Annotated in this window: 15 protein-coding genes; 2 read left to right on the top strand and 13 right to left on the bottom strand. The window is 48.9% G+C overall.

The window, feature by feature from the left end; genetic code table 11:
* Positions 1-579 precede the first annotated feature (579 nt).
* The 8 genes from KBW69_RS19370 to KBW69_RS19410 form a co-directional block, all read right to left on the bottom strand.
* Complete coding sequence (locus KBW69_RS19370; RefSeq protein WP_257281932.1) at positions 580-2,142, bottom strand: SulP family inorganic anion transporter; 1,563 nt, start codon at positions 2,140-2,142, stop codon at positions 580-582.
* Between the two features lie 333 nt (positions 2,143-2,475).
* The gene (locus tag KBW69_RS19375) at positions 2,476-2,934 is read right to left on the bottom strand and encodes an RDD family protein (protein WP_257281933.1); all 459 of its coding nucleotides are present in this window, start codon (positions 2,932-2,934) and stop codon (positions 2,476-2,478) included.
* A 69-nt stretch (positions 2,935-3,003) separates the two neighbouring features.
* On the bottom strand, positions 3,004-4,002 hold the full coding sequence (locus KBW69_RS19380) for a hypothetical protein (RefSeq protein ID WP_257281934.1): 999 nt from the start codon (positions 4,000-4,002) through the stop codon (positions 3,004-3,006).
* A 614-nt stretch (positions 4,003-4,616) separates the two neighbouring features.
* Positions 4,617-5,435, bottom strand: coding sequence for an HPr family phosphocarrier protein (locus tag KBW69_RS23920; protein ID WP_373690720.1), 819 nt, complete (start codon positions 5,433-5,435; stop codon positions 4,617-4,619).
* 486 nt (positions 5,436-5,921) lie between these two features.
* Positions 5,922-7,058: a hypothetical protein gene (locus KBW69_RS19395; protein WP_257281935.1), complete on the bottom strand. Its 1,137-nt coding sequence runs from the start codon at positions 7,056-7,058 to the stop codon at positions 5,922-5,924.
* 85 nt (positions 7,059-7,143) lie between these two features.
* Positions 7,144-7,401 (bottom strand): hypothetical protein, encoded by a 258-nt coding sequence (locus tag KBW69_RS19400; RefSeq protein ID WP_257281936.1) that lies wholly within the window; start codon positions 7,399-7,401, stop codon positions 7,144-7,146.
* A 38-nt stretch (positions 7,402-7,439) separates the two neighbouring features.
* Positions 7,440-9,524, bottom strand: a complete 2,085-nt coding sequence (gene recG, locus KBW69_RS19405; RefSeq protein WP_257253649.1) for an ATP-dependent DNA helicase RecG — start codon at positions 9,522-9,524, stop codon at positions 7,440-7,442.
* A gap of 34 nt (positions 9,525-9,558) precedes the next feature.
* Positions 9,559-10,476: a hydrogen peroxide-inducible genes activator gene (locus KBW69_RS19410; RefSeq protein WP_257253646.1), complete on the bottom strand. Its 918-nt coding sequence runs from the start codon at positions 10,474-10,476 to the stop codon at positions 9,559-9,561.
* Positions 10,477-10,683: 207 nt separating this feature from the next.
* Here KBW69_RS19410 and KBW69_RS19415 point away from each other — a divergent pair, with 207 nt between their 5' ends.
* Positions 10,684-11,541, top strand: coding sequence for an SDR family oxidoreductase (locus KBW69_RS19415; RefSeq protein WP_257281937.1), 858 nt, complete (start codon positions 10,684-10,686; stop codon positions 11,539-11,541).
* Positions 11,542-11,640: 99 nt separating this feature from the next.
* On the opposite strand, the gene KBW69_RS19420 is transcribed toward KBW69_RS19415, so the two are convergent.
* From KBW69_RS19420 to rpoZ, 3 genes are all read right to left on the bottom strand, one after another.
* A complete protein-coding gene (locus tag KBW69_RS19420; protein WP_257253644.1) occupies positions 11,641-12,027 on the bottom strand; it encodes a RidA family protein in 387 nt (128 codons plus the stop codon).
* A gap of 250 nt (positions 12,028-12,277) precedes the next feature.
* The gene (spoT, locus tag KBW69_RS19425) at positions 12,278-14,431 is read right to left on the bottom strand and encodes a bifunctional GTP diphosphokinase/guanosine-3',5'-bis pyrophosphate 3'-pyrophosphohydrolase (RefSeq protein WP_373690721.1); all 2,154 of its coding nucleotides are present in this window, start codon (positions 14,429-14,431) and stop codon (positions 12,278-12,280) included.
* Positions 14,432-14,470: 39 nt separating this feature from the next.
* Positions 14,471-14,722, bottom strand: coding sequence for a DNA-directed RNA polymerase subunit omega (gene rpoZ, locus KBW69_RS19430; RefSeq protein WP_257252790.1), 252 nt, complete (start codon positions 14,720-14,722; stop codon positions 14,471-14,473).
* A 437-nt stretch (positions 14,723-15,159) separates the two neighbouring features.
* On the opposite strand from rpoZ, the gene KBW69_RS19435 reads away from it, so the two are divergent.
* Positions 15,160-16,956 carry an aminopeptidase P family protein gene (locus KBW69_RS19435; RefSeq protein WP_257281938.1) on the top strand — a complete coding sequence of 599 codons (1,797 nt, stop codon included), beginning with the start codon at positions 15,160-15,162 and terminating at the stop codon, positions 16,954-16,956.
* A gap of 114 nt (positions 16,957-17,070) precedes the next feature.
* On the opposite strand, the gene KBW69_RS19440 is transcribed toward KBW69_RS19435, so the two are convergent.
* Both KBW69_RS19440 and gmk read right to left on the bottom strand, forming a co-directional pair.
* Positions 17,071-18,444 (bottom strand): hypothetical protein, encoded by a 1,374-nt coding sequence (locus tag KBW69_RS19440; protein WP_257252787.1) that lies wholly within the window; start codon positions 18,442-18,444, stop codon positions 17,071-17,073.
* A gap of 183 nt (positions 18,445-18,627) precedes the next feature.
* Entirely contained in the window at positions 18,628-19,245 is a 618-nt protein-coding gene (gene gmk, locus KBW69_RS19445) for a guanylate kinase (RefSeq protein WP_257252786.1), read from the bottom strand.
* Positions 19,246-19,432 lie beyond the last annotated feature (187 nt).

Below are 19,432 nucleotides of genomic sequence, written 5' to 3' on the forward strand. Positions count from 1 at the left end.
ACGTACATGAATTACAGGTATGTTCACTTGCTTGATCAGCATTTAAATCATTTCAGAGCAAAGCTCTGTTGACCGATGCCATTCGCACAAGCGCCCACACGAATTGTCTGATAATTTGTTAAAGAACTGGATTAAAACATGAAGGTTTTAATCGGCTGAACCAGCGGTCAAGCTGATCAGCGAGGCCGCTATGTTACCGCGACCGTTTTTGTTGTCAAGCGCTCTCTGTACTAAAGAGTTAAAACGGCTTTTCAACTCGCTGAACTGACAGACGCTGATGCTTAATCAGCGTTGCTTTTCTTGTTCAGCGGCGGCGCATTTTACCGTGTCAGCTGATGTTGTCAACCTGCCTTTTTGTCAGGTGATTCAGCTCTGCTGCTGTGGCAATCTGCTCCGTTGGAGGAGGCGAACTATACAGAATTTCATAAGAGGTTCAACATGCGAAAAAGTACTAACGTACTATCCCTTAATAATTAAGAAGATTATTTTTTGTCGCAGTCACTTTTCCCACCTGCCAGCAACAGAAAACCCGGCAACTAGCCGAGTTTCTCAGAATGCACCAAACGATCAACTTAACAATCAGGCATTCGTGGCCACAAAGTATTTAGGATCTTCAATGACATTCACTTCTACCATGCTGCCTGCTTTCTTCAACAGTTTCTGACAGTCCTGACTCAAGTGCAGCAGGTGCAGATTTCTGCCTGCTTTGGTGTAACGCTCTGCCAGAGTATCTATGGCTTCCAGTCCAGAGTGATCACAAACTCGGGAATCAGCAAAGTCGATCACTACGTCATTGTTGTCGTCTTTTGGTGAGAACTGCTCCAAAAAGTGAGTGGTGGAGCCAAAGAACAAAGGACCATGCACTTTGTAAACGCTGGAACCTTCCCGGTCTTCTTTCTTCTCAATCTGAATCTGCTTGGCATGTTCCCAAGCGAAGATCAGGGCAGATACAATAACCCCGATAATGACAGCGACAGCCAGATCGGTCAAAACAGTTACGACTGATACCAGCACCAGAACAAAGGCATCACCCCCGGGCACTTTGCGCATGATGCGAAAGCTACTCCATTCAAAAGTGCCAATCACTACAATGAACATAACGCCGATCAGGGCCGCAACAGGAATTTGCTCAATCAGAGAAGAAGCCACCAATATGAATGCCAGCAGGAACAGCGCCGCCGAAATACCCGACAGGCGACCACGACCACCGGAGTTAACATTGATCATGCTCTGGCCGATCATGGCACAACCACCCATACCGCCAAAGAAACCAGTCACAATGTTGGCTACACCCTGCCCCATGCATTCACGGTTAGAGCTGCCATGAGTTTCAGTAATCTCGTCAACCATACGCAGGGTTAACAGAGACTCAATTAAGCCAATGGCCGCCAGAATCAGAGAATAAGGCAGAATGATCAGTAAGGTCTCCATGCTCAATGGCACCATGGGAACGCTGAATTCAGGTAATCCACCGGCAATGCCAGCTACATCACCCACTGTTCGGGTATCCAAATCCAGGCCAATGACCAGCAGGGAAACCACAAGAATAGCTGCCAAAGAAGAAGGAACAGCTTTCGTCAGCTTGGGGAGGAAGTGAATAATAGCCATAGTCAAAGCCACCAACCCCAGCATCATGCCGAGCTCACCACCCTGCATCCAGGCTATATCAATAACACTGTCTTCCATAAAGGTACCTGAGAGCCAGCCAGTTTCACCTTCAACGCCGAACTGACCCAGTTGAGCCAGAAAAATAACGATGGCCAAACCATTAACAAAGCCCAGCATTACCGGGTGGGGCACCATGCGGATAAATTTACCCAGCTTAAGCGCCCCAGCCAGAACCTGGATGATCCCCATCAGTACTACGGTTGCAAAGAGGTACTGAACACCATGGTCTGCCACCAGAGTGACCATAACCACAGCCAGTGCACCAGTAGCACCAGAAATCATGCCCGGACGACCACCAATGGCAGCCGTGATAAGACCTACCATAAACGCAGCGTAGAGACCCACCAGTGGTTCAACACCCGCAACAAATGCAAAGGCTACCGCTTCGGGCACCAATGCCAGTGCTACCGTCAGACCTGATAGCAGGTCATTTTTCATGGTAGCTACCTTATTAGCTTTAAGTTCGAACAACATTGCCTCCGATTCAAACGGGCAGGTGGGTGGCGACAGAGTGATTTTAGTTATACGGCGATCAGGGTTGTCAGATAGAACACCTTTTTAAATAGCTCTGTGCCCAATAAAAAGTACTGCCCTGTTTGATAAACAGGGACAAAGAATCACTTTTCAGGGAAAAACATGGGTGTGAATTCTAAAGAAGAGACTGGCAGAAGACAACGACCAGATAGTCTCGAAAATAAGGGTTTATGTCCCGTTTACCTACGCCAATAAAAGAATCGGAATCCTATCGCTCATCCTTTTAATCCGCGCAGCAGCATCATCTATACGAATTACCCCGAGTGGAATGGTTTACTTTCTGAGCCTGACTACGACGGTACCCGCAATTTTGTCGTGCCAGCCTTGCCTTTTCTTGTCTACCAAGATCCAGAAAAAACCCAAAAACAAGGGCAACATAGAGATGAAATAAGCCAGATAGCGAATGACCGACTGAGACAGAGCCGGAGCAAGGCCGGTCTTCTCATCAACGACTTTCATAGTGATGATCATTTTGCCCGGCGTAGCACTCTTGTAATGCCAGAACAGGATAACTGCTAACGCCGGAAACAACCAGTTGATCATGACGTCTGCCGGGTCCAGAAGTTGTTTTGAATTTTCAATCGTCAGCCGATCACCATCAATCATCATAGTAAGAGGTAAAGTAATGATGATCAGAACCACAGTATCGATCAGCGTTGCCCAGAATCGGTCGAGAAATCCGGCATATTCAAGGTTGTCTGATCTTTCAGGGTTTGAATCGAACTCAGACAACAGAAGCCCCCCATTTATTGCTATGTTATCAACCAAAATTCGGCACAAGCCTGATTCGCTTAAGCTTTTTTATTTCGATTTCGGCATCAAGACGAGCTCTATCACACGAAAGCGTCCAGCGCTGCCCTCTACCTGAGAACCAGCAGTGGGAAGGAAACTGACACCTTTTGGGTTACGCAGATTAAGCCTGAAGTTATCAGACCCGATCGTAGGAAAGCGGGTGCTTCTTGATTCCAATTTAAGCTCCTCAACCACATCCTCATCAGGCAAAGAAAGTGCACCATAAATGACGGCATCGTAAACGCCACCGTTCCGGTAATAATTGTCGGGAGTCAAACTGACTTTGAGAGCTGAGCTCTTCATGAAGTATGCTCTCACTGATAAGAGAGCATCATGCGCTTGTAGATAATCTGTACCTTTTAAGCGTTTGTATAATGTACTGTATGCGCGAAGCTGCCGTCTGAACAACAACCAGCTCCGGACAGCAAGCCCATACTGAGTAGTGAAATACGGATCGAAGTGATTGGGACTAACATTTAATATCTTCATTCGATACGTCACTACTTCATCTTCCTCACTTTTACTCTTTCCGGTCTGGAGCCACCACCGGTTTGTTTTGAGCGGCACGTAGAAAACTTGTCCTGTTGCCAGTAGCTCGAGTTTGAGCACTGCCCAGAAGGCCGCCCCTTCCAGCTCATTAACGTCGTAGCCTGCCTTGGGGTCGTTCAGCACTGACTGATCGACGCAAAAGTCTTTGAGGTTAGAAGCATTCGGACCTCTGAGTAAGCTGGCCAAATTATAGTATTGGCTATCGCTATCAACGCTGGACTCCCCATACAACGGCTTGACCTCAGGAAACCCCAAATCACGTTCGCAGTATTGCTTGCCGCAAATACCTGATGAAGCCCCACAAGAAAATTCGTATCTGGATTTTGAATTAACCGTCGAAGCCGAAGGCGCCGAAGTTGAAGAACCCTTTGTCGAAGAGACCGCAGCCGTTGAGGCGATAACGGCAGGAACAGACAAGGTAAGGGTCAAGCTTGCACAGGAGACTTTCAACAGATTCATGACTACAATCCTCACAGCTATTGACACACTCTTGAGTATCCATCGCTGATCAGTGAGACTAGTCCATCTATACCTGAATGCCAAATTAGCCAAACGACGAATTCAAAAACAGGAGAAGTGGAGCCGTCATTTTTTTCACAAAAAGCGCCGATTTAACCAGGCTCCTCTTGGTTATAGGAAAAGCCCATCGCCACCGGTGCCTGCTCTTCATAGTTTTTTGTTGTGACGCCATACTGGCTGTCAGTATTAACCATCTCTGACTGTCAGGTTGCAAAGCCTGGATATTGAATGGAACTATGGGAATGGAATAAAAAAAGGCGGCTTGGGACGAGCCGCCAAAACGATGAGGATATGCGAGTTACTGGTAGCTGTTTACCAGTTAATCAGGTCAAAAAGTCTGGTTTCGATAGGCATCTCCTTTATTAATAATGAGAATGATTCTCATTCTATACCTAATCAAACCGTTTGCAAGTTAATTTTTGTTTTTTTGAAAAGTAAAAGCTTCTTACCACTCATTGCAGGGCTGCCCAGTAGCATTCACTGATTCAATGTTCAGCTTGTATAATTTGTACCGTTTGTTTGGTCCTTATCAGGATTTAAGTCCAGATTAACGATCATTCAGCGAGCTCTTGGTTGATCACCTGCTCCAATGCATCCATGGCTTCGTGGGCGTCTGGTCCACAGGCTTTCACTTCGATGGTGCTGCCTCTGGTGATCCCGAGACTCAACAATTTCATCAAACTTTTACCATTGATAAATGCGTCACTTTTATCAGGGTTGCTGACTTCTATCCGGGAGTCAAAACGCTTGATGGTGGATACAAAGACCTTAGCAGGACGGGTATGTATTCCGTTCGGATTCAAAATAGTGAACGCCCGACTTAGCACTTCCTTTGCCGGTGCAGCGCAGCCGTTCCCTCTTGCCGCGACAGCCTGCAATGCAGATGAAGGGTTCGCATCAATACAATTACGAACGCGTTCTTCAGAAAAGGGCCGACGCTCTCTGGGAGGAGAATTGATAGCACCAATAACATCCTGAGGGCTGTCTGTTTTTGCCAGGAAACTGCATAGCTCGTCGTTACCAAGAATCCGTGTCAGTCCCTTCAGAATCTGCAGATGTTCATTGGAGCAGGCTGCTATGCCGACAGCTATGTAAACCTGTTCATCCTCACCCCACTCAACGCCCTGTGGAAACTGGAAAATAACTACCCCGGTTTTGATGACCGCATCACGAGTGTCCGGCGTACCATGGGGGATAGAAATACCATTCCCAAGGAACGTGGAAGAAATAGCTTCACGCGCTTTTAATCCAGCCGTGTAAGCTTCAGTAGTGTACCCAAGCTCAACCATTTTCTGGCCGATTAGCTCGATGACTTGTAGCTTACTTTCTGCAGACTGATTCAAGAAAATATTGGATAGATTCAGTGTTAACATATGAGCAGGAACGTTGCAGCAGTGTCCGGATATTATTAGCTGAACACGATCATCACAGCCTGTCTGAAAGGATATTCGCCGTTTTTGATTTGATCACAATCGACACTTCCGCAACGCAAAATCTGCTGAGCATCTGCTGAAAGGCTAAACCCCAGATACATTGCTCTAAAAATATGCTGCCCCCCGTCAAGTCTCTCTAAGTCACATAGTACGAACCTTAGAAGACCTCAAATTTCTTAATTCTTGAGATAAAACTACATAATTATTCTTGATGTGATGATTTCACACTTCGAGCCCTACCACGCAGCAGCCGAAATTTTGTCTCGCCAGCCTTACAACAGACCGTGACAGGCCGCCCTCTCCTCAACAACCTCCATTGCGACGATCGTTTTTTCCGAGAATCCAGCTCAGAAAACGGGGAGCCCGCCTATCTATTGCCATGCCATCAATCAGAAATTGTTACACGCTTGATTTGTTCAAGCTGTTTCAATCCTTCGGAAACAGCACAAGCTCTATAAACCGAAGGCGACCAATGCTGCCTTCTAACTGAGAATCAGGAGAGGGAAGTAAACTGAAGCCTTCTGGGTCACGCTTATTTAGCCTGAAGTTACCAAACCCGGACTTAGGCAAGCGAGCTCCTCTTGCTTCTAATTTAAGACCCTTGATCAAATCTCCATCAGGCAAAGACAACTCACCAGAGAGGACGGCATCATAGGCAAGACCGTCCCCGTAGAAATGGTCATAGGTCAAACTGAGATGGAGAGTCGAACTCTCTATCAGGTATGCTCTATCCAGCTGGCGTTGCGGATACACGTCTTTATACGCCACTTTATCTTCTTTAGCCACAAGGTCAAGTGAGGCACTAATGTATTTAGTCACATCCTCATTATGCAGCATCCAGTCTCTGACAGGATGCCCATACGGAGTGTTGAGAAGCGCATCATGGCGATAGCGATCAATTGATGATATGGTCACCTGATAATCCACCCCCAGCTCATTCTCATTTACCCCACTGATAACCTTTCCGACTTTGACCCACTCGCTTGTCTTGACCGGCACATATAAAACTTCTCCCGTTGCGAGCTGCTCCAGTTTGACCACCCCCCAAAAGGTTGCCCCTTCCAGTTCATCAATGCCGTAGCCCGCCCCGGGGTTCTGCAATAACTCCTTATCAATGCAAAAGGATTTGAGGGAAGAATCATCGTCATCACTATCGCTACGCAGCAGAAGGCTGGCCAAATTGTAGGATGCTTCCAGGCTTTCAGTGCTAGACATCTCATAAAATCGTTCAGGATAGGGATCCCCATAAGCCTCCTGACAGTATTCAACGCCACAAACGCCTTTAGAATCCCCACAAGAAAACTCGTATCTGGAATCTGCCGAGGCCGGAGGATCGAAAAACTGAGAGGCCTCTTCCGAAGCAATCTCGTCTGAATCAATCTCGTCTGAATCAATCTCGTCTGAATCAAGCTCGTCTGAACCAATCTCGTCTGAACCAATCTCGTCTGAACCATACACGCCCGTAGCGACCCCCTCCTGAGCAACCCCGACCGGAGAGGCCCTGAGAGCAGGAACAGATAAGGATAAGGCCAAGCTTACACAGGAGACTATTAACAGGTTCATGACTACATTCCCCAACGACTGATTACGAACTCTTGAGGTCTACCGCTGCTGAGTGAGATTAGTCGATCTCCACCTGAATGCCAAATTAGCCACACGATAAATTCAAAGACAGGAAATGTGAAACCATAATTTTTTCACAAAAAGCACCGATTTCACCTGGTGTATACTCGCCAGAATGACTGCAGGAAAAGTCCGGCAGCACTTGCCACTGCTCTTCGTAGTTTTGTCCGTGAATTTTTTTTATTCCCCGAGGGTAACGAAAAATTGTTTCAGTCGCCTCTGGCTGATTTATGCAGTTCTTCAGATCCTCTTTACTGCGGAGTAAATCGATAGAGCTGGCCATGTTAACAATTTTTGACTGTCATCAGCGACGACCAGGCTTCAGACATTAGCGTACTTCTCAGCATGACCCAGCCAGCGAAGGATCAATGGCTCTGCGTTTTGTGGTACCTCTTTCAAGACACTCTGGGCCGCATCCCTGACCTGATCCAGCAAAATGGCATCCCGTTCAAGATCGGCTACCTTGAACTGGGCAAGCCCGGTCTGCCGGGTGCCCAGCACTTCTCCCGGTCCGCGTAATTGCAAATCTTTTTCAGCAATGACAAAACCATCGCTGGAGTCGCGCATCACTTGCAAACGCTCCCTGCTCTGCTGCGAAAGCGGGGCGTGATACATCAGAAGACAGTGGCTCGCTATGCTGCCGCGACCGACACGACCTCTTAACTGATGTAATTGAGCCAGACCCAATCGCTCCGGATTTTCAATAATCATAAGGCTGGCATTAGGTACATCCACGCCTACTTCGATGACCGTAGTGGCCACCAACAGATGCATGTGTCCGGACTTGAAAGCATCCATAACCTCAAGCTTTTCAGTCGCTTTCATTCGACCATGAACCAATCCTATGGAAAGCTCGGGCAATGCTTCTCGCAGCTGTTCAGCCGTCACCTCAGCTGCCTGGCACTGCAAAGCCTCTGACTCTTCAATCAGGGTACAGACCCAATATGCCTGACGGCCCTCCAAACAGGCTGAGCGCAGACGTTTTATTACGTGATCACGACGATCGTCGCTTATCACGACGGTATTTACCGGTGTTCTGCCCGGGGGTAATTCGTCGATAACGGAACAATCCAGATCGGCGTAGGCACTCATAGCCAGCGTTCGGGGAATAGGCGTTGCTGTCATAATCAGTTGATGAGGTTGCCCACCATTGAGCTCACCTTTTTTTCGCAACGCCATTCGCTGATGTACACCAAATCGATGCTGCTCATCGATAATGGCCAGACCCAGCTGCCTGAACTGTACGTCTTCCTGAAAAAGGGCATGAGTACCCACCACCACAGCGGCATCGCCCCGGGCAATCTCTTCCAGAATCTGCTGACGCTTTTTCCCTTTGGTTTTTCCTGACAAATAGGCAATAGAAATCCCCAGAGGTTTCAGCCATCCCTTAAAGTTCTTCTCGTGCTGCTCAGCCAGTATTTCCGTTGGTGCCATAACGGCGGCCTGATAACCATTCTCGACGGCCTGAAGTGCAGCCAGAGCAGCCACCACCGTTTTGCCCGAACCCACATCGCCCTGAACCAGTCTCAACATGGGATCAGGATTCATCATATCCTGACTGATTTCCGCCAATACTTTTTCCTGAGCGCCCGTCAGGGAAAAGGGCAGCTGCTCACGAAAGTCCCGGGTTAGCGTCTGCCTGGGTGACATTGCGTAGCTTTTTACTGTGCGAATCAGGCTACGCAGCTTCTGCATACTCAGGTTGTGAGCCAAAAGTTCTTCAAAAGCCAGTCGCATTTGTGCCGGATGGCGACCTTCAGAAAGGAGTTCAACAGAAACATCAGGGGGAGGCGAGTGCAGGAACTCCACAGCATCCACCAGCGACCCTAACTGATATTGCGATCTGACATTGTCAGGCAGCCACTCCTGAAGTACATCAGGATGGTTCAGTTTGCCCAAAGCCTGCTCACAAAGACTTCGAATTCTCTGCTGAGTGAGTCCTTCAGTAGCCGGATAGACAGGCGTCAGGGTTTCCTCAACATCCAGATTATTATCCGGTTTGATGACCCGATATTCAGGGTGATAAATCTCAAGGCCACTGGCTCCCCTGCGGGGCTGCCCAAAACAACGAACCTCTGCTCCCGGTTTGAGGTGATTCTTCTGTGCGCTGGAAAAATGGTAAAACCTCAACCCGACAGAACCTGTGCCATCACTGATGCGGCAAAGCAGACTCTGGCGCTTGCCCATCAGGACGTCAGTAGCAACCACAGAGCCCTGAATAACATAATCCCCTTCCGGATGAATAGCGGCAATGGGCGTAATGCGGGTGCGATCCTGATATCTGAGGGGCAAATGAAAAAGCAGGTCCTGCAGATTATGAATATGGATTTTTGCCAGTTTGTCGGCAAGCGCAGCCCCAACTCCTTTCAGTGCTGTCACAGGAATCTCATGCAGGGGCTTCACCATATCACCTCAATGTACTACTGCTGTTACTTTTTATTCATTTGGCTTCCGTTACAGAGCATAGCCTGAGAGCACTGGACAATGCATCTATTGCCTTGGGTCTCGGGAAACTGGCACGCCAGGCCAAGGCAACGGTTCGACTGGGTGATGGCGAGCGAAAAGGCTTTGATGACAATACATCGGGAGCGTAGTGACTGCCAACCAGGGCCGATTCAGGCAGCACACTGATGCCCATTCCCGATGCCACCATATGGCGGATAGTTTCCAGAGAAGAGGCTTCGATGCCACCTCCTTCTTCGCCACCGGCATCGCCTTTCTGAGCCAGAAGCGGACAGGCCTCCATGACCTGATCCCTGAAGCAGTGGCCTTCCCCCAAAAGCAGTAACTCTTCGTTCACCAGTTCTGCAGGGTCTATATCTTGCTTCGACAGCCAGGGATGCCCGGCTGGCAATAAAATCCTGAAAGGGTCGTCGTAAAGAGGCAAGGTTAATACATCAGGCTCAGTAAAGGGCAGTGCGATGATGATGGCGTCCAACTCGCCCACTCTTAGTTTTTTTCTCAAAACCGCTGTAAAGTTTTCTTCGATGTACAGGGGCATCTTAGGTGCCACCAACGCCAACTGGGGAACAAGATGTGGAAACAGATAAGGCCCGATGGTGTATATGGCACCCACTCTCAGAGGCGTGGTTAACTGATCGCGCCCGGCTTTGGCAATCTGTTTGATGCCTGACACTTCTTCCAGAACTTTCTGGGCCTGACTGGTGACCTTTTCACCCATAGGGGTCACCCGAACCGAATTCCGCGATCGTTCGAACAGGGCTACTCCAAGCTCATCTTCCAGTTTTTTCACTCCCACACTGAGCGTGGGCTGACTGACATGGCACTTGGCAGCAGCACGCCCAAAGTGCTGCTCCTGAGCAAGAGTCACAATATAGCGCAATTCTGTGAGAGTCATAACGGTAGAAGCCTGTCTGGAAACGACCAGAACACTGTAAATTTAAACAGTTTTTTTTTCAAACTATTCCTTCGGCTTCTGTCAAAAGTAGAAGATGCATCATCGGAGGCACAGAGAAATGCTGAATTTGAGTAAGGTTACTTGCATTTCCCTGAGGATAAAGGACACTCACGGTTGTCCTTTTTTTATAAAAATGACGGGGCTGCTATGAAGAAGAATGTATTGATCGCCGGTTGCGGTGATGTCGGTTGCGAATTAGCACGACAGCTTCTGGACACAGACAATTACTCTGTCTGGGGATTACGCCGGAGCATTGACCGTTTGCCCCAGGGCGTTCATCCTGTTCAGGGCGACCTGTCAAATCCAGAACAGCTGGGCAACTGGCCCAACAAAATTGACTATGTCGTTTATGCGGCTGCCTCCGATGGATCCGGTCAGGACAATTATCAAAAAGCCTATCTAAGAGGTCTTTCCAACGTCCTTTCTCGCCTTCAGGCACAGGGCCACCGGCCCGAGCGGGTGCTTTTCACTTCCAGTACCGGCAGTTATCACCAGGATGATGGTCAGTGGGTGGATGAAACTTCACCCACACATCCGGTTCGGTATTCCGGGAAGATTATGCTGGAGGCAGAAGCGATTTTAATCAACAGCCCTTTTCCTGCGACTGCGGTTCGTTTTGGCGGCATTTATGGTCCCGGAAGAAATCGAATGATCAATCGAGTCAAAGCCGGTGAAGGCTGTGAAGCTGAGCCGGTCATCTATGGCAACCGCATACACCGGGATGACTGTGCCGGTATCCTTGCTCATCTGATTCGCCGCGATGAGCAAAAGCTTCCCGTTGACTCTCTATACCTGGGTGTCGACCACGAACCCGCTCCAATGTACGAAGTGTTGCACTGGCTGGCAGCTCAACTCGGTATAGTGCTGGACGACAGCCACACTGCACCTCAGAGAGGCAGCAAACGTTGCAGCAATCAAAAAATCATCGATGCAGGTTACACTTTCAGGTACCCAAACTACAGGGCTGGCTACTCAGAGTTGTTAAGCTCAACGTCCTATGAGTAATGACAACAGCCCTACCTGTTTGCTATTCATTTCCATTCACACGGCAAAGCTGCGCAATGCCGGGATGGATGGAGAATTCCACAATGTTCGTTAAAAAAACTACCTCAGCTCCAGAATCGCATCAATCTCAACCGGCACGCCTTTGGGCAGTTCTTTCACACCAATGGCAGCACGTGCAGGATAGGGCTGAGTGAAATACTCAGCCATTACTTCATTGACCGCATTAAAATTGCTAAGATCGGTCAGGAAAATGCCTACTTTTGCAGCATCCTGAAGTTCTCCACCTGCAGCTTCTGCAATGGCTTTCAGATTTTCAAAGCAGCGGCGTGTCTGCGCTTTGAAGCCTCCCTGCTCCAGCTCCATGGTTTCCGGGATCAGGGGAATCTGGCCGGAAACATAAACGGTCGTTCCGGCCTTAACCGCCTGAGAGTAGGTACCAATCGCCTGAGGCGCATTCTCTGTGTTTATGGTCTGTCTATTACTCATTGTGCGCTCACTTCCCAACAGAAAAGAGCCAAATAGTAAGGGACAACACGTATTTTTCAAGTCCCTTTGGAGTTATGCCGATACTGCCTAGCAGCCTGTCAGACTTAAGCGTCCGTAGCGAGGATTGCAAGAAATTGAGGATAAAAATTTCTGCTTCTGAGGAGAATAGCGAGCTATTTGACGAAGAAGCAGGAATTTTTAGACCAATTTATTGCAACCGCAGTAGGACAGCCTTAAGTCCGACAGGCTGCTAGGCTTCTCTGCGACGGTTGATAGAGTTAACGCCCTTGATCACACGAAGCCGTTTGATGATTCGGGCCAGATGGAGACGATCCTTAACCTTAATCACCAGCTGAACCATACAGAAGCTGGCATCACGCTCTTCCATGCTGATTTTCTCTATGTTGCCTTCCACTGCAGTGACACTGGTCGCCAAAGAAGCAATCATGCCTCGATGATGTTCCAGCTCTACCAGCAACTCGACTGTGAATTCGCCAGAAACATCTTTATCCCAATCCACCTCCAGCACTTTTTCAGGGCTGTGGCGAATATCAGAGATGTTTTTACAGCTTTCCGTATGAATCACAATGCCACGGCCTGAGCTGACATGTCCGACAACCGGGTCGCCCGGAATCGGATAGCAGCACTTGGCAAAGCTGATTACCATACCCTCCGTACCCCTGATCGACAGCGGCTTCTCGGAGTCAGAAGTATCAATCTGGGTTTTCTCTGTTTCCACACTGCCTGGTTCCATCAGCATACGTGCAACGACGTAAGCCATGCGGTTGCCCAAACCAATGTCTTCCAAAAGGTCATCCAGAGTATCGAACTTCAGCGATTCAATCTGACCTTTGAGGACCTGGTCGTCCATATCATCAAGATGACTCTCGAAACTGACCAGAGCCTTGTTCAGCAGTCGGCGACCAAGAGCAATGGATTCATTGCGCCGCTGATTCTTGAGGAAATGACGTATATTGGACCGGGCTTTTCCGGTCACAACAAAATTTAACCAGCCGACATTAGGTCTGGCACCGGGGGCTGTGACAACTTCTACCGTCTGCCCACTCTGTAATGGCTGACTCAGGGAAGCCAGACGGCGATCAATACGACAGGCTACACAGGTGTTACCCACATCAGTATGAACGGTGTAGGCAAAATCAACGGAAGTAGCGCCCTTGGGCAATTCAAGAATATGGCCTTTGGGCGTAAAGACGTAGACTTCGTCCGGGAACAGGTCGATCTTGACGTTCTCAATGAACTCCAGTGAATCACCGGCATTTTTTTGCAGTTCAAGTACACCTTTGAGCCACTGACGTGTACGGGCATGGCTGCCGGACAGTGCTTCATCTCCCGATTTATAGAGCCAGTGGGCAGCTATGCCATTATTGGCCATATCTTCCATTTCCTGAGTTCGGATCTGGATCTCGACGGGAACACCGTGCATACCAAAGAGGCTGGTGTGAAGCGACTGATAGCCGTTAGCCTTGGGAATAGCAATGTAGTCTTTGAAACGCCCCGGAATCGGCTTGTATAGATTATGGACCATGCCTAATGCACGGTAACAGGAGTCAGCACTGCCAACAATGATACGAAATGCAAACATGTCCATGATTTCGGCAAAGGACTTGCTCTGGTTACGCATCTTTCGATAGATACTGTAAAGATGCTTCTCCCGTCCTACGACTCTGCCCATCAGGCCAACTTCCTCAAGACGGACAGCAATAGCCCTCTGAACCTGGCCCACCAGATCCTTGCGATTACCACGGGCTTCTTTCACTGCCTGACGTATCATTCGGGATCTCATGGGATACATGGCCTGAAAGCCGAGGTCTTCCAGTTCAATCCGCAGATTGTGCATGCCCAGACGATTGGCAATCGGCACATAAATGTCAAGAGTTTCTCTGGCAATCCGACGACGCTTGTCGGGTCTGAGCACACCCAGAGTGCGCATATTGTGGAGTCGATCGGACAGTTTGACCAGGATGACCCGGATGTCCCGCGCCATGGCCAGGGCCATTTTCTGGAAGTTTTCGGCTTGGGCCAGAGTCTTGTTTTCAAACTGCATGTGCGTTAGTTTGCTGACTCCGTCAACCAGATCGGCAACCACTTCACCGAACTGTTCGTGAATGGCAGTTTTTTCGATTCCGGTGTCTTCGATAACATCATGTAGCATGGCGGCCATCAGACTATGATGATCCATGTGCATGTCCGCAAGAATTGCAGCCACCTCGAGCGGGTGGGTAATATAAGGCTCACCACTACGCCGGGTCTGGCCGTCGTGCGCCTGTTCAGCGTAATAGTAAGCCCTGCGAACAAGATTTACCTGTTCGGGATTCAGGTAGGACTTCAAGCGGTCGGCAAACTCTTCAATAGTTAGCAAAGCCCGCTCCTCCTGTGCAGCCATCCAGCCATCCAGAGCACCTCCCGGGGAGGTCTGGTGGTATTAGCCCTCAACACCAGCCAGGAACATGGCCGCTTCGTCTTCGTCCACCATTTTTTCTTCAACAGACAGAGGGGTTACCAGACCTTCTGCAATTTCGCGCAAAGCCATAACGGTGGGCTTGTCGTTTTCCCATTCCAGTTTGGAGTCCTTGCCACCAATCGCCAGCTGACGTGCACGCTTGGAAGCGACCATTACCAATTCAAAGCGATTATCGACATTGTCCAGACAGTCTTCTACGGTTACTCGAGCCACTGCTCACCTCTCAAATTTAATCACTATGGAAATGCTCTTTCCTATTCGCCCGACCGGGAATAGCGTTCTGCTTGTTTTCGGTCAGACTCCCGGGAAAGAGCACTTTTGCTTTTTGGCTTAAACAGCCTGTTTGCGGACCTTACAGTTTACTTTACGACCAGAGTCCAAACAAGCCCGGGACCGGTCAGTAACTATGCACTGGAAGGGCCATTGATTATTTTATCGACCACTCATTTGATTGTGTCAGGTCAACAGGCCTTTCTGAAGCTCATTTTTTATAGCGGTATGAGCGTTCTTTATTTTGGAAAGCCATAAGACTCTGACAAAGACTGAAGCATTAAAGGCTTTCTACCCTTTCTGATTGTCTTCAAAGATAGTTATAGTAGCGCCATTAACTGATACTATTTCTTCGCAGCAGGCATTTCAGAATACAACTTATGACAACCACCATTAATCAGCTGACGACCCCAGAGAAGCTGGCAGTACTGCAATCAGCAATGAAAAGCCAGAACATTCACGCTTGGATTATCCCAAGCTCTGATCCACACCAGAGCGAATACGTAGCCGATCGATGGAATGGCCGTGCCTGGCTGTCTGGGTTTGATGGCTCAGCAGGCACCCTTGTCGTACTTCAAGAGCGGGCTGCATTGTGGACCGACGGCCGCTACTTTCTTCAGGCTGAAGAACAACTGGCGGGCAGCGGCATCGAACTGATGAAGCAAGGGCAGCCTGATGTGCCACCTATCAACAGATGGATAACAGATACCCTTGATGAAGGGCAGGTTATTGGCTTTGATGGCACAGTTGTGAGCCTTCGGTTCGTCAGAAATCTCAAAAAGTTATTTGATAGCAAAAGCCTGCTCCTGAAAACCGATCTTGATCTGCTGAATGATATCTGGAAAGACCGTCCAGCCATGCCTGCTGAGCCTGTTGCCCTCCACAGTGATGGGATGGCAGGAAAAAGCCGCGAGGAAAAACTGGCTGAAGTGCGGGAAGCAATGACAGAAGCAGGGGCTGACCATATCCTGATGGCAGCTCTGGACGACATAGCCTGGTTGTTCAACCTGCGTGGCTCTGACGTTGAATGCAACCCGGTTTTTATGGCTTATGCCCATATCACCAAAGACTCAGCACGGCTCTTTATTGACGACAGTCGTCTGGAAAAAGAAGCTCTGGAAGCACTGAAAGCCTCTTCTGTGGAGTTGTGCGCGTACTCAGCAGTTGCAGATAGCCTGTCATTACTAAACGACACTACACTTTTGATTGATCCCGCTACCACCTGTCAATGGCTGTTCGACGTTATTGCAGAGAGCGTCTGTGTTGTTGAGGCCACCAGCCCGGCCAAAAACCTCAAAGCGGTTAAAAACCCTGTCGAAATCAAACGCATGAATGACTGCCATCGTCGTGATGGTGTCGCCATAGTGCGTTTTATGCGCTGGCTCGAAGGTCAGATTTCCACAGGAACCCTGACTGAAGTCAGCCTGGATGAAAACCTTCAGGCATTCCGGGCAATGGCTCCTGAATTTAAAGGTCCAAGCTTTTCAACCATTGCAGGATATGGGCCTAATGGTGCAGTTATTCATTATCGAGCTGAAGAAGAAACCTGTCTGACAATTCAGCCAAAAGGGCTTCTGCTGGTCGATTCAGGTGGCCAATACCCGGATGGCACTACAGACATTACCCGCACCTTTGCCTGCGGTGACATGACCGAAGAAGAAAGGAAAGACTACACTCTGGTGCTCAAGTGTCATATTAATCTGGCAAGGGCCCGTTTCCTGCGTGGTACCCGTGGTATCCAGCTGGACACACTGGCAAGACAACCGGCATGGGCTGAAGGTCAGAATTACAATCATGGTACCGGTCATGGTGTGGGTTATTTCCTGAATGTGCACGAAGGCCCGCAGAGTGTCAGCCAGTACTTTCTGGATGTTGCTCTGAAACCCGGCATGCTGATTACCAACGAGCCGGGTATGTATCGTAATGGCAAGCATGGTATCCGGATCGAAAATATCATGCTGGTTGAAGAAGATATAAAAACCGAATTCGGCGATTTCTATAAACTGAAAGACTTGACTCTCGCACCGATTGATACCCGTCCACTGTTGCTCGATAGGCTCAATAGTGAGGAAGTTGAGTGGCTGAATAAATACCACGACAGAGTGAGACGTGAATTGTCACCACTATTGGAAGGAGAAGATCTGGAGTGGCTGATCAAGGCAACAGAAGCCATCTGATCAAAAGACAAATATTGTATACACATTCAGCGGCAGACAAATGGCTGCCGTTTTAATGCATCTTCAGGAATAATATTTGAGAGGCCATGACCAAAAAACTCAAACAGCTTCAGCTCACGTAACCTGTTCCAGAACAATCTTCCTCAGTCCCCTTAAAAAGCCCTGCGCCACCCCGACAATACAACTGAAGGTACTTATCTCTACTCCGGGACTCCCCATCATTTTTTTCTTAAAATGGTGACTTGCGTTACCTACAACAATGGCAGTATCAACTGAGAAATCACTGCCTTTGCCGGGTACCAGAAGATCCTGATCAATCTCATTGTCACCGGCCGCAATGATGGTAGAACCACTCACACCCATGACTCTGGCCAGCCTGCTCACCCACTCTCCTTTTGTCAGAGGCAATGAGAGGGTCACTTGATGCTCATCAGGATTGAACCTGACATCGGCAAGTGCACCAAAAAGATTAAATGCCACCTGCCTCAACTGCTCTCTGGTTTTTTCCTGATTCAGATCCATCTGAGGATCCACTGTGAAGGCATAGATTGGACCTGGCTCGGGATTGTGAACATCGGTAATGGCTACATCCTGTATGGCGAAGAGATATACCAGTTGATTATCCAGCCCAGCGGTGCAACTCAGGTATCGTTCGAAACGGAAACCATCTGGCCTGATAAACAGGTCTTCGGGAAACAAGCTGAAACCGGGCATCAGGGCGCCATAAAATCGGGTGCCCGGGCGAGCCATCACATTAACGGGACTCTGAAAAGCTCTGAAACCACTCCCGATTGATACCAGGTAGTCAGGCTCAGGGAGTTGGTTGTCGGCAAAATAATGCCACTCATCGTGGCCAATAATGGCACCTGTCACGACAATCAGTCTTAATTTGCCCCGTTGTCGCCACTTATCCACAAAAACTGCAAACCTCTGCCTGAATCGTTTTGTCAGTTCTCTGATGTGGCGCCCGGTTGGCAACAAAGTTTCATCAAGGTCCGTGAGTAGAACGACTTCTCCGACCAGTTGAGCCATTTCTTTTTCAAGCTCAGCCAGCAAGCTGTCAAATTCCTGTAGCTGTTCTTCAAAATCCGGGCGATCAGCCGGTGGCAAGTCATCTCCAGAGTAACTTGATGCAATGGCACCTCCGCATGTCTGAAGCCGTTGTCGTGAACCCTGCTGGCAGGATGACTGATTCTCACTGCTACCCCTTGGATCCGGTGTAACGGTATATCTTTTAAATGCAAACGTGATCAACGGCAACGGGCTTATTCCTGCACCCCAGTCAAAGCCATCTCCAAGGTAAGGCTCAATAGCGCCACCCACGACACTGACCTCCCGTGGTGCAGCAAATGAGTCCGCTTTGTCTGCAATGGATGAGACGGAATCATTAAGATGCAGCCCATCGTCTTCATCTGCACGGGCGGTGCTCACTGTCAGAAAGCAAGGCAGTAAGAGAGAAAGGAGGAAGCAGTGAAAAACGTATTTCATTTTCACTCCTTTTGGAAAAAGGACGTGAGTTACAGTTGACGCTCAGTCTCAGAAAGGGTCTCGCCATGACCCGGAATTCACGCTTTTTGTTGCCGGAACTGATCAGACTGTTTTTGGCCACAACGACAACATCGGCAAGGACAGAGAGATCCTTGCCGCCTGAACTGTTTTCGAATAGGACAATCAGTTCAACAAACCTTCAATCAGGCCGGACTTGTAGTGCTGCATCCAGCCAATAGACAAGCGACGACTTCTGATGATCGTTTGCAGGTCGCGCAGAGCCAGATCAAACTCATCGTTGATAACCAGATAATCAAACTCTGCATAATGAGACATCTCATTCACAGCCTGATTCATACGCCGCTCAATCACGTCGAAATCATCGGTACCACGCCCCATCAAACGCTCACGAAGCGCTTCTTTGGAAGGAGGCAGAATAAAGATACTGACTGCTTCAGGCATCAGCTTACGTACCTGCTGGGCACCCTGCCAGTCAATTTCAAGAATAACATCTTCACCGGTATCCAGCTGTTCCCGAACCCAGGCTTCAGAGGTGCCGTAGTAATTTCCGAATACTTCTGCATGTTCCAGAAACTGGCCCTGGCTCATCAGCTCCAGAAAGACGTCTTTGCTGGTGAAGTGATAGTTCATACCGTCTGTTTCACCGGGACGAATCGGACGGGTTGTATGGGAAACCGATACCTTCACATGAGGGGTCGACTGAACCATAGCCTTGACCAGGCTGGTTTTGCCAGCTCCCGAGGGGGCTGCGATGATATAGAGTTTACCTTTATTTGCCATGATCTCTCCAGGCGACAGCCATGAGGCTGCCGGGGATTTAAGTGAAAAAATTCTGGTGCACACTAAGTCTTTTGAACGTAGCGGAGAATGATTAGAATGCAGTGTAACAGAAGCTAGCAGCCTGTCGGACTTAAGGCTGTCCTACTGCGGTTGCAATAAATTGGTCTAAAAATTCCTGCTTCTTCGT

It is taken from the genome of Endozoicomonas sp. ISHI1 (assembly GCF_024606225.1).
GTDB lineage: Bacteria > Pseudomonadota > Gammaproteobacteria > Pseudomonadales > Endozoicomonadaceae > Endozoicomonas_A.

Excerpts from the sequence above, each read along its gene's own strand:
- KBW69_RS19370 (WP_257281932.1), bottom strand. The coding sequence starts at position 2,142 with ATGTTGTTCGAACTTAAAGCTAATAAGGTAGCTACCATGAAAAATGAC.
- KBW69_RS19380 (WP_257281934.1), bottom strand. The coding sequence starts at position 4,002 with ATGAATCTGTTGAAAGTCTCCTGTGCAAGCTTGACCCTTACCTTGTCT.
- KBW69_RS23920 (WP_373690720.1), bottom strand. The coding sequence starts at position 5,435 with ATGTTAACACTGAATCTATCCAATATTTTCTTGAATCAGTCTGCAGAA.
- KBW69_RS19395 (WP_257281935.1), bottom strand. The coding sequence starts at position 7,058 with ATGAACCTGTTAATAGTCTCCTGTGTAAGCTTGGCCTTATCCTTATCT.
- KBW69_RS19400 (WP_257281936.1), bottom strand. The coding sequence starts at position 7,401 with ATGGCCAGCTCTATCGATTTACTCCGCAGTAAAGAGGATCTGAAGAAC.
- recG (WP_257253649.1), bottom strand. The coding sequence starts at position 9,524 with ATGGTGAAGCCCCTGCATGAGATTCCTGTGACAGCACTGAAAGGAGTT.
- KBW69_RS19410 (WP_257253646.1), bottom strand. The coding sequence starts at position 10,476 with ATGACTCTCACAGAATTGCGCTATATTGTGACTCTTGCTCAGGAGCAG.
- KBW69_RS19415 (WP_257281937.1), top strand. The coding sequence starts at position 10,684 with ATGAAGAAGAATGTATTGATCGCCGGTTGCGGTGATGTCGGTTGCGAA.
- KBW69_RS19420 (WP_257253644.1), bottom strand. The coding sequence starts at position 12,027 with ATGAGTAATAGACAGACCATAAACACAGAGAATGCGCCTCAGGCGATT.
- spoT (WP_373690721.1), bottom strand. The coding sequence starts at position 14,431 with ATGGCTGCACAGGAGGAGCGGGCTTTGCTAACTATTGAAGAGTTTGCC.
- KBW69_RS19435 (WP_257281938.1), top strand. The coding sequence starts at position 15,160 with ATGACAACCACCATTAATCAGCTGACGACCCCAGAGAAGCTGGCAGTA.
- KBW69_RS19440 (WP_257252787.1), bottom strand. The coding sequence starts at position 18,444 with ATGAAATACGTTTTTCACTGCTTCCTCCTTTCTCTCTTACTGCCTTGC.
- gmk (WP_257252786.1), bottom strand. The coding sequence starts at position 19,245 with ATGGCAAATAAAGGTAAACTCTATATCATCGCAGCCCCCTCGGGAGCT.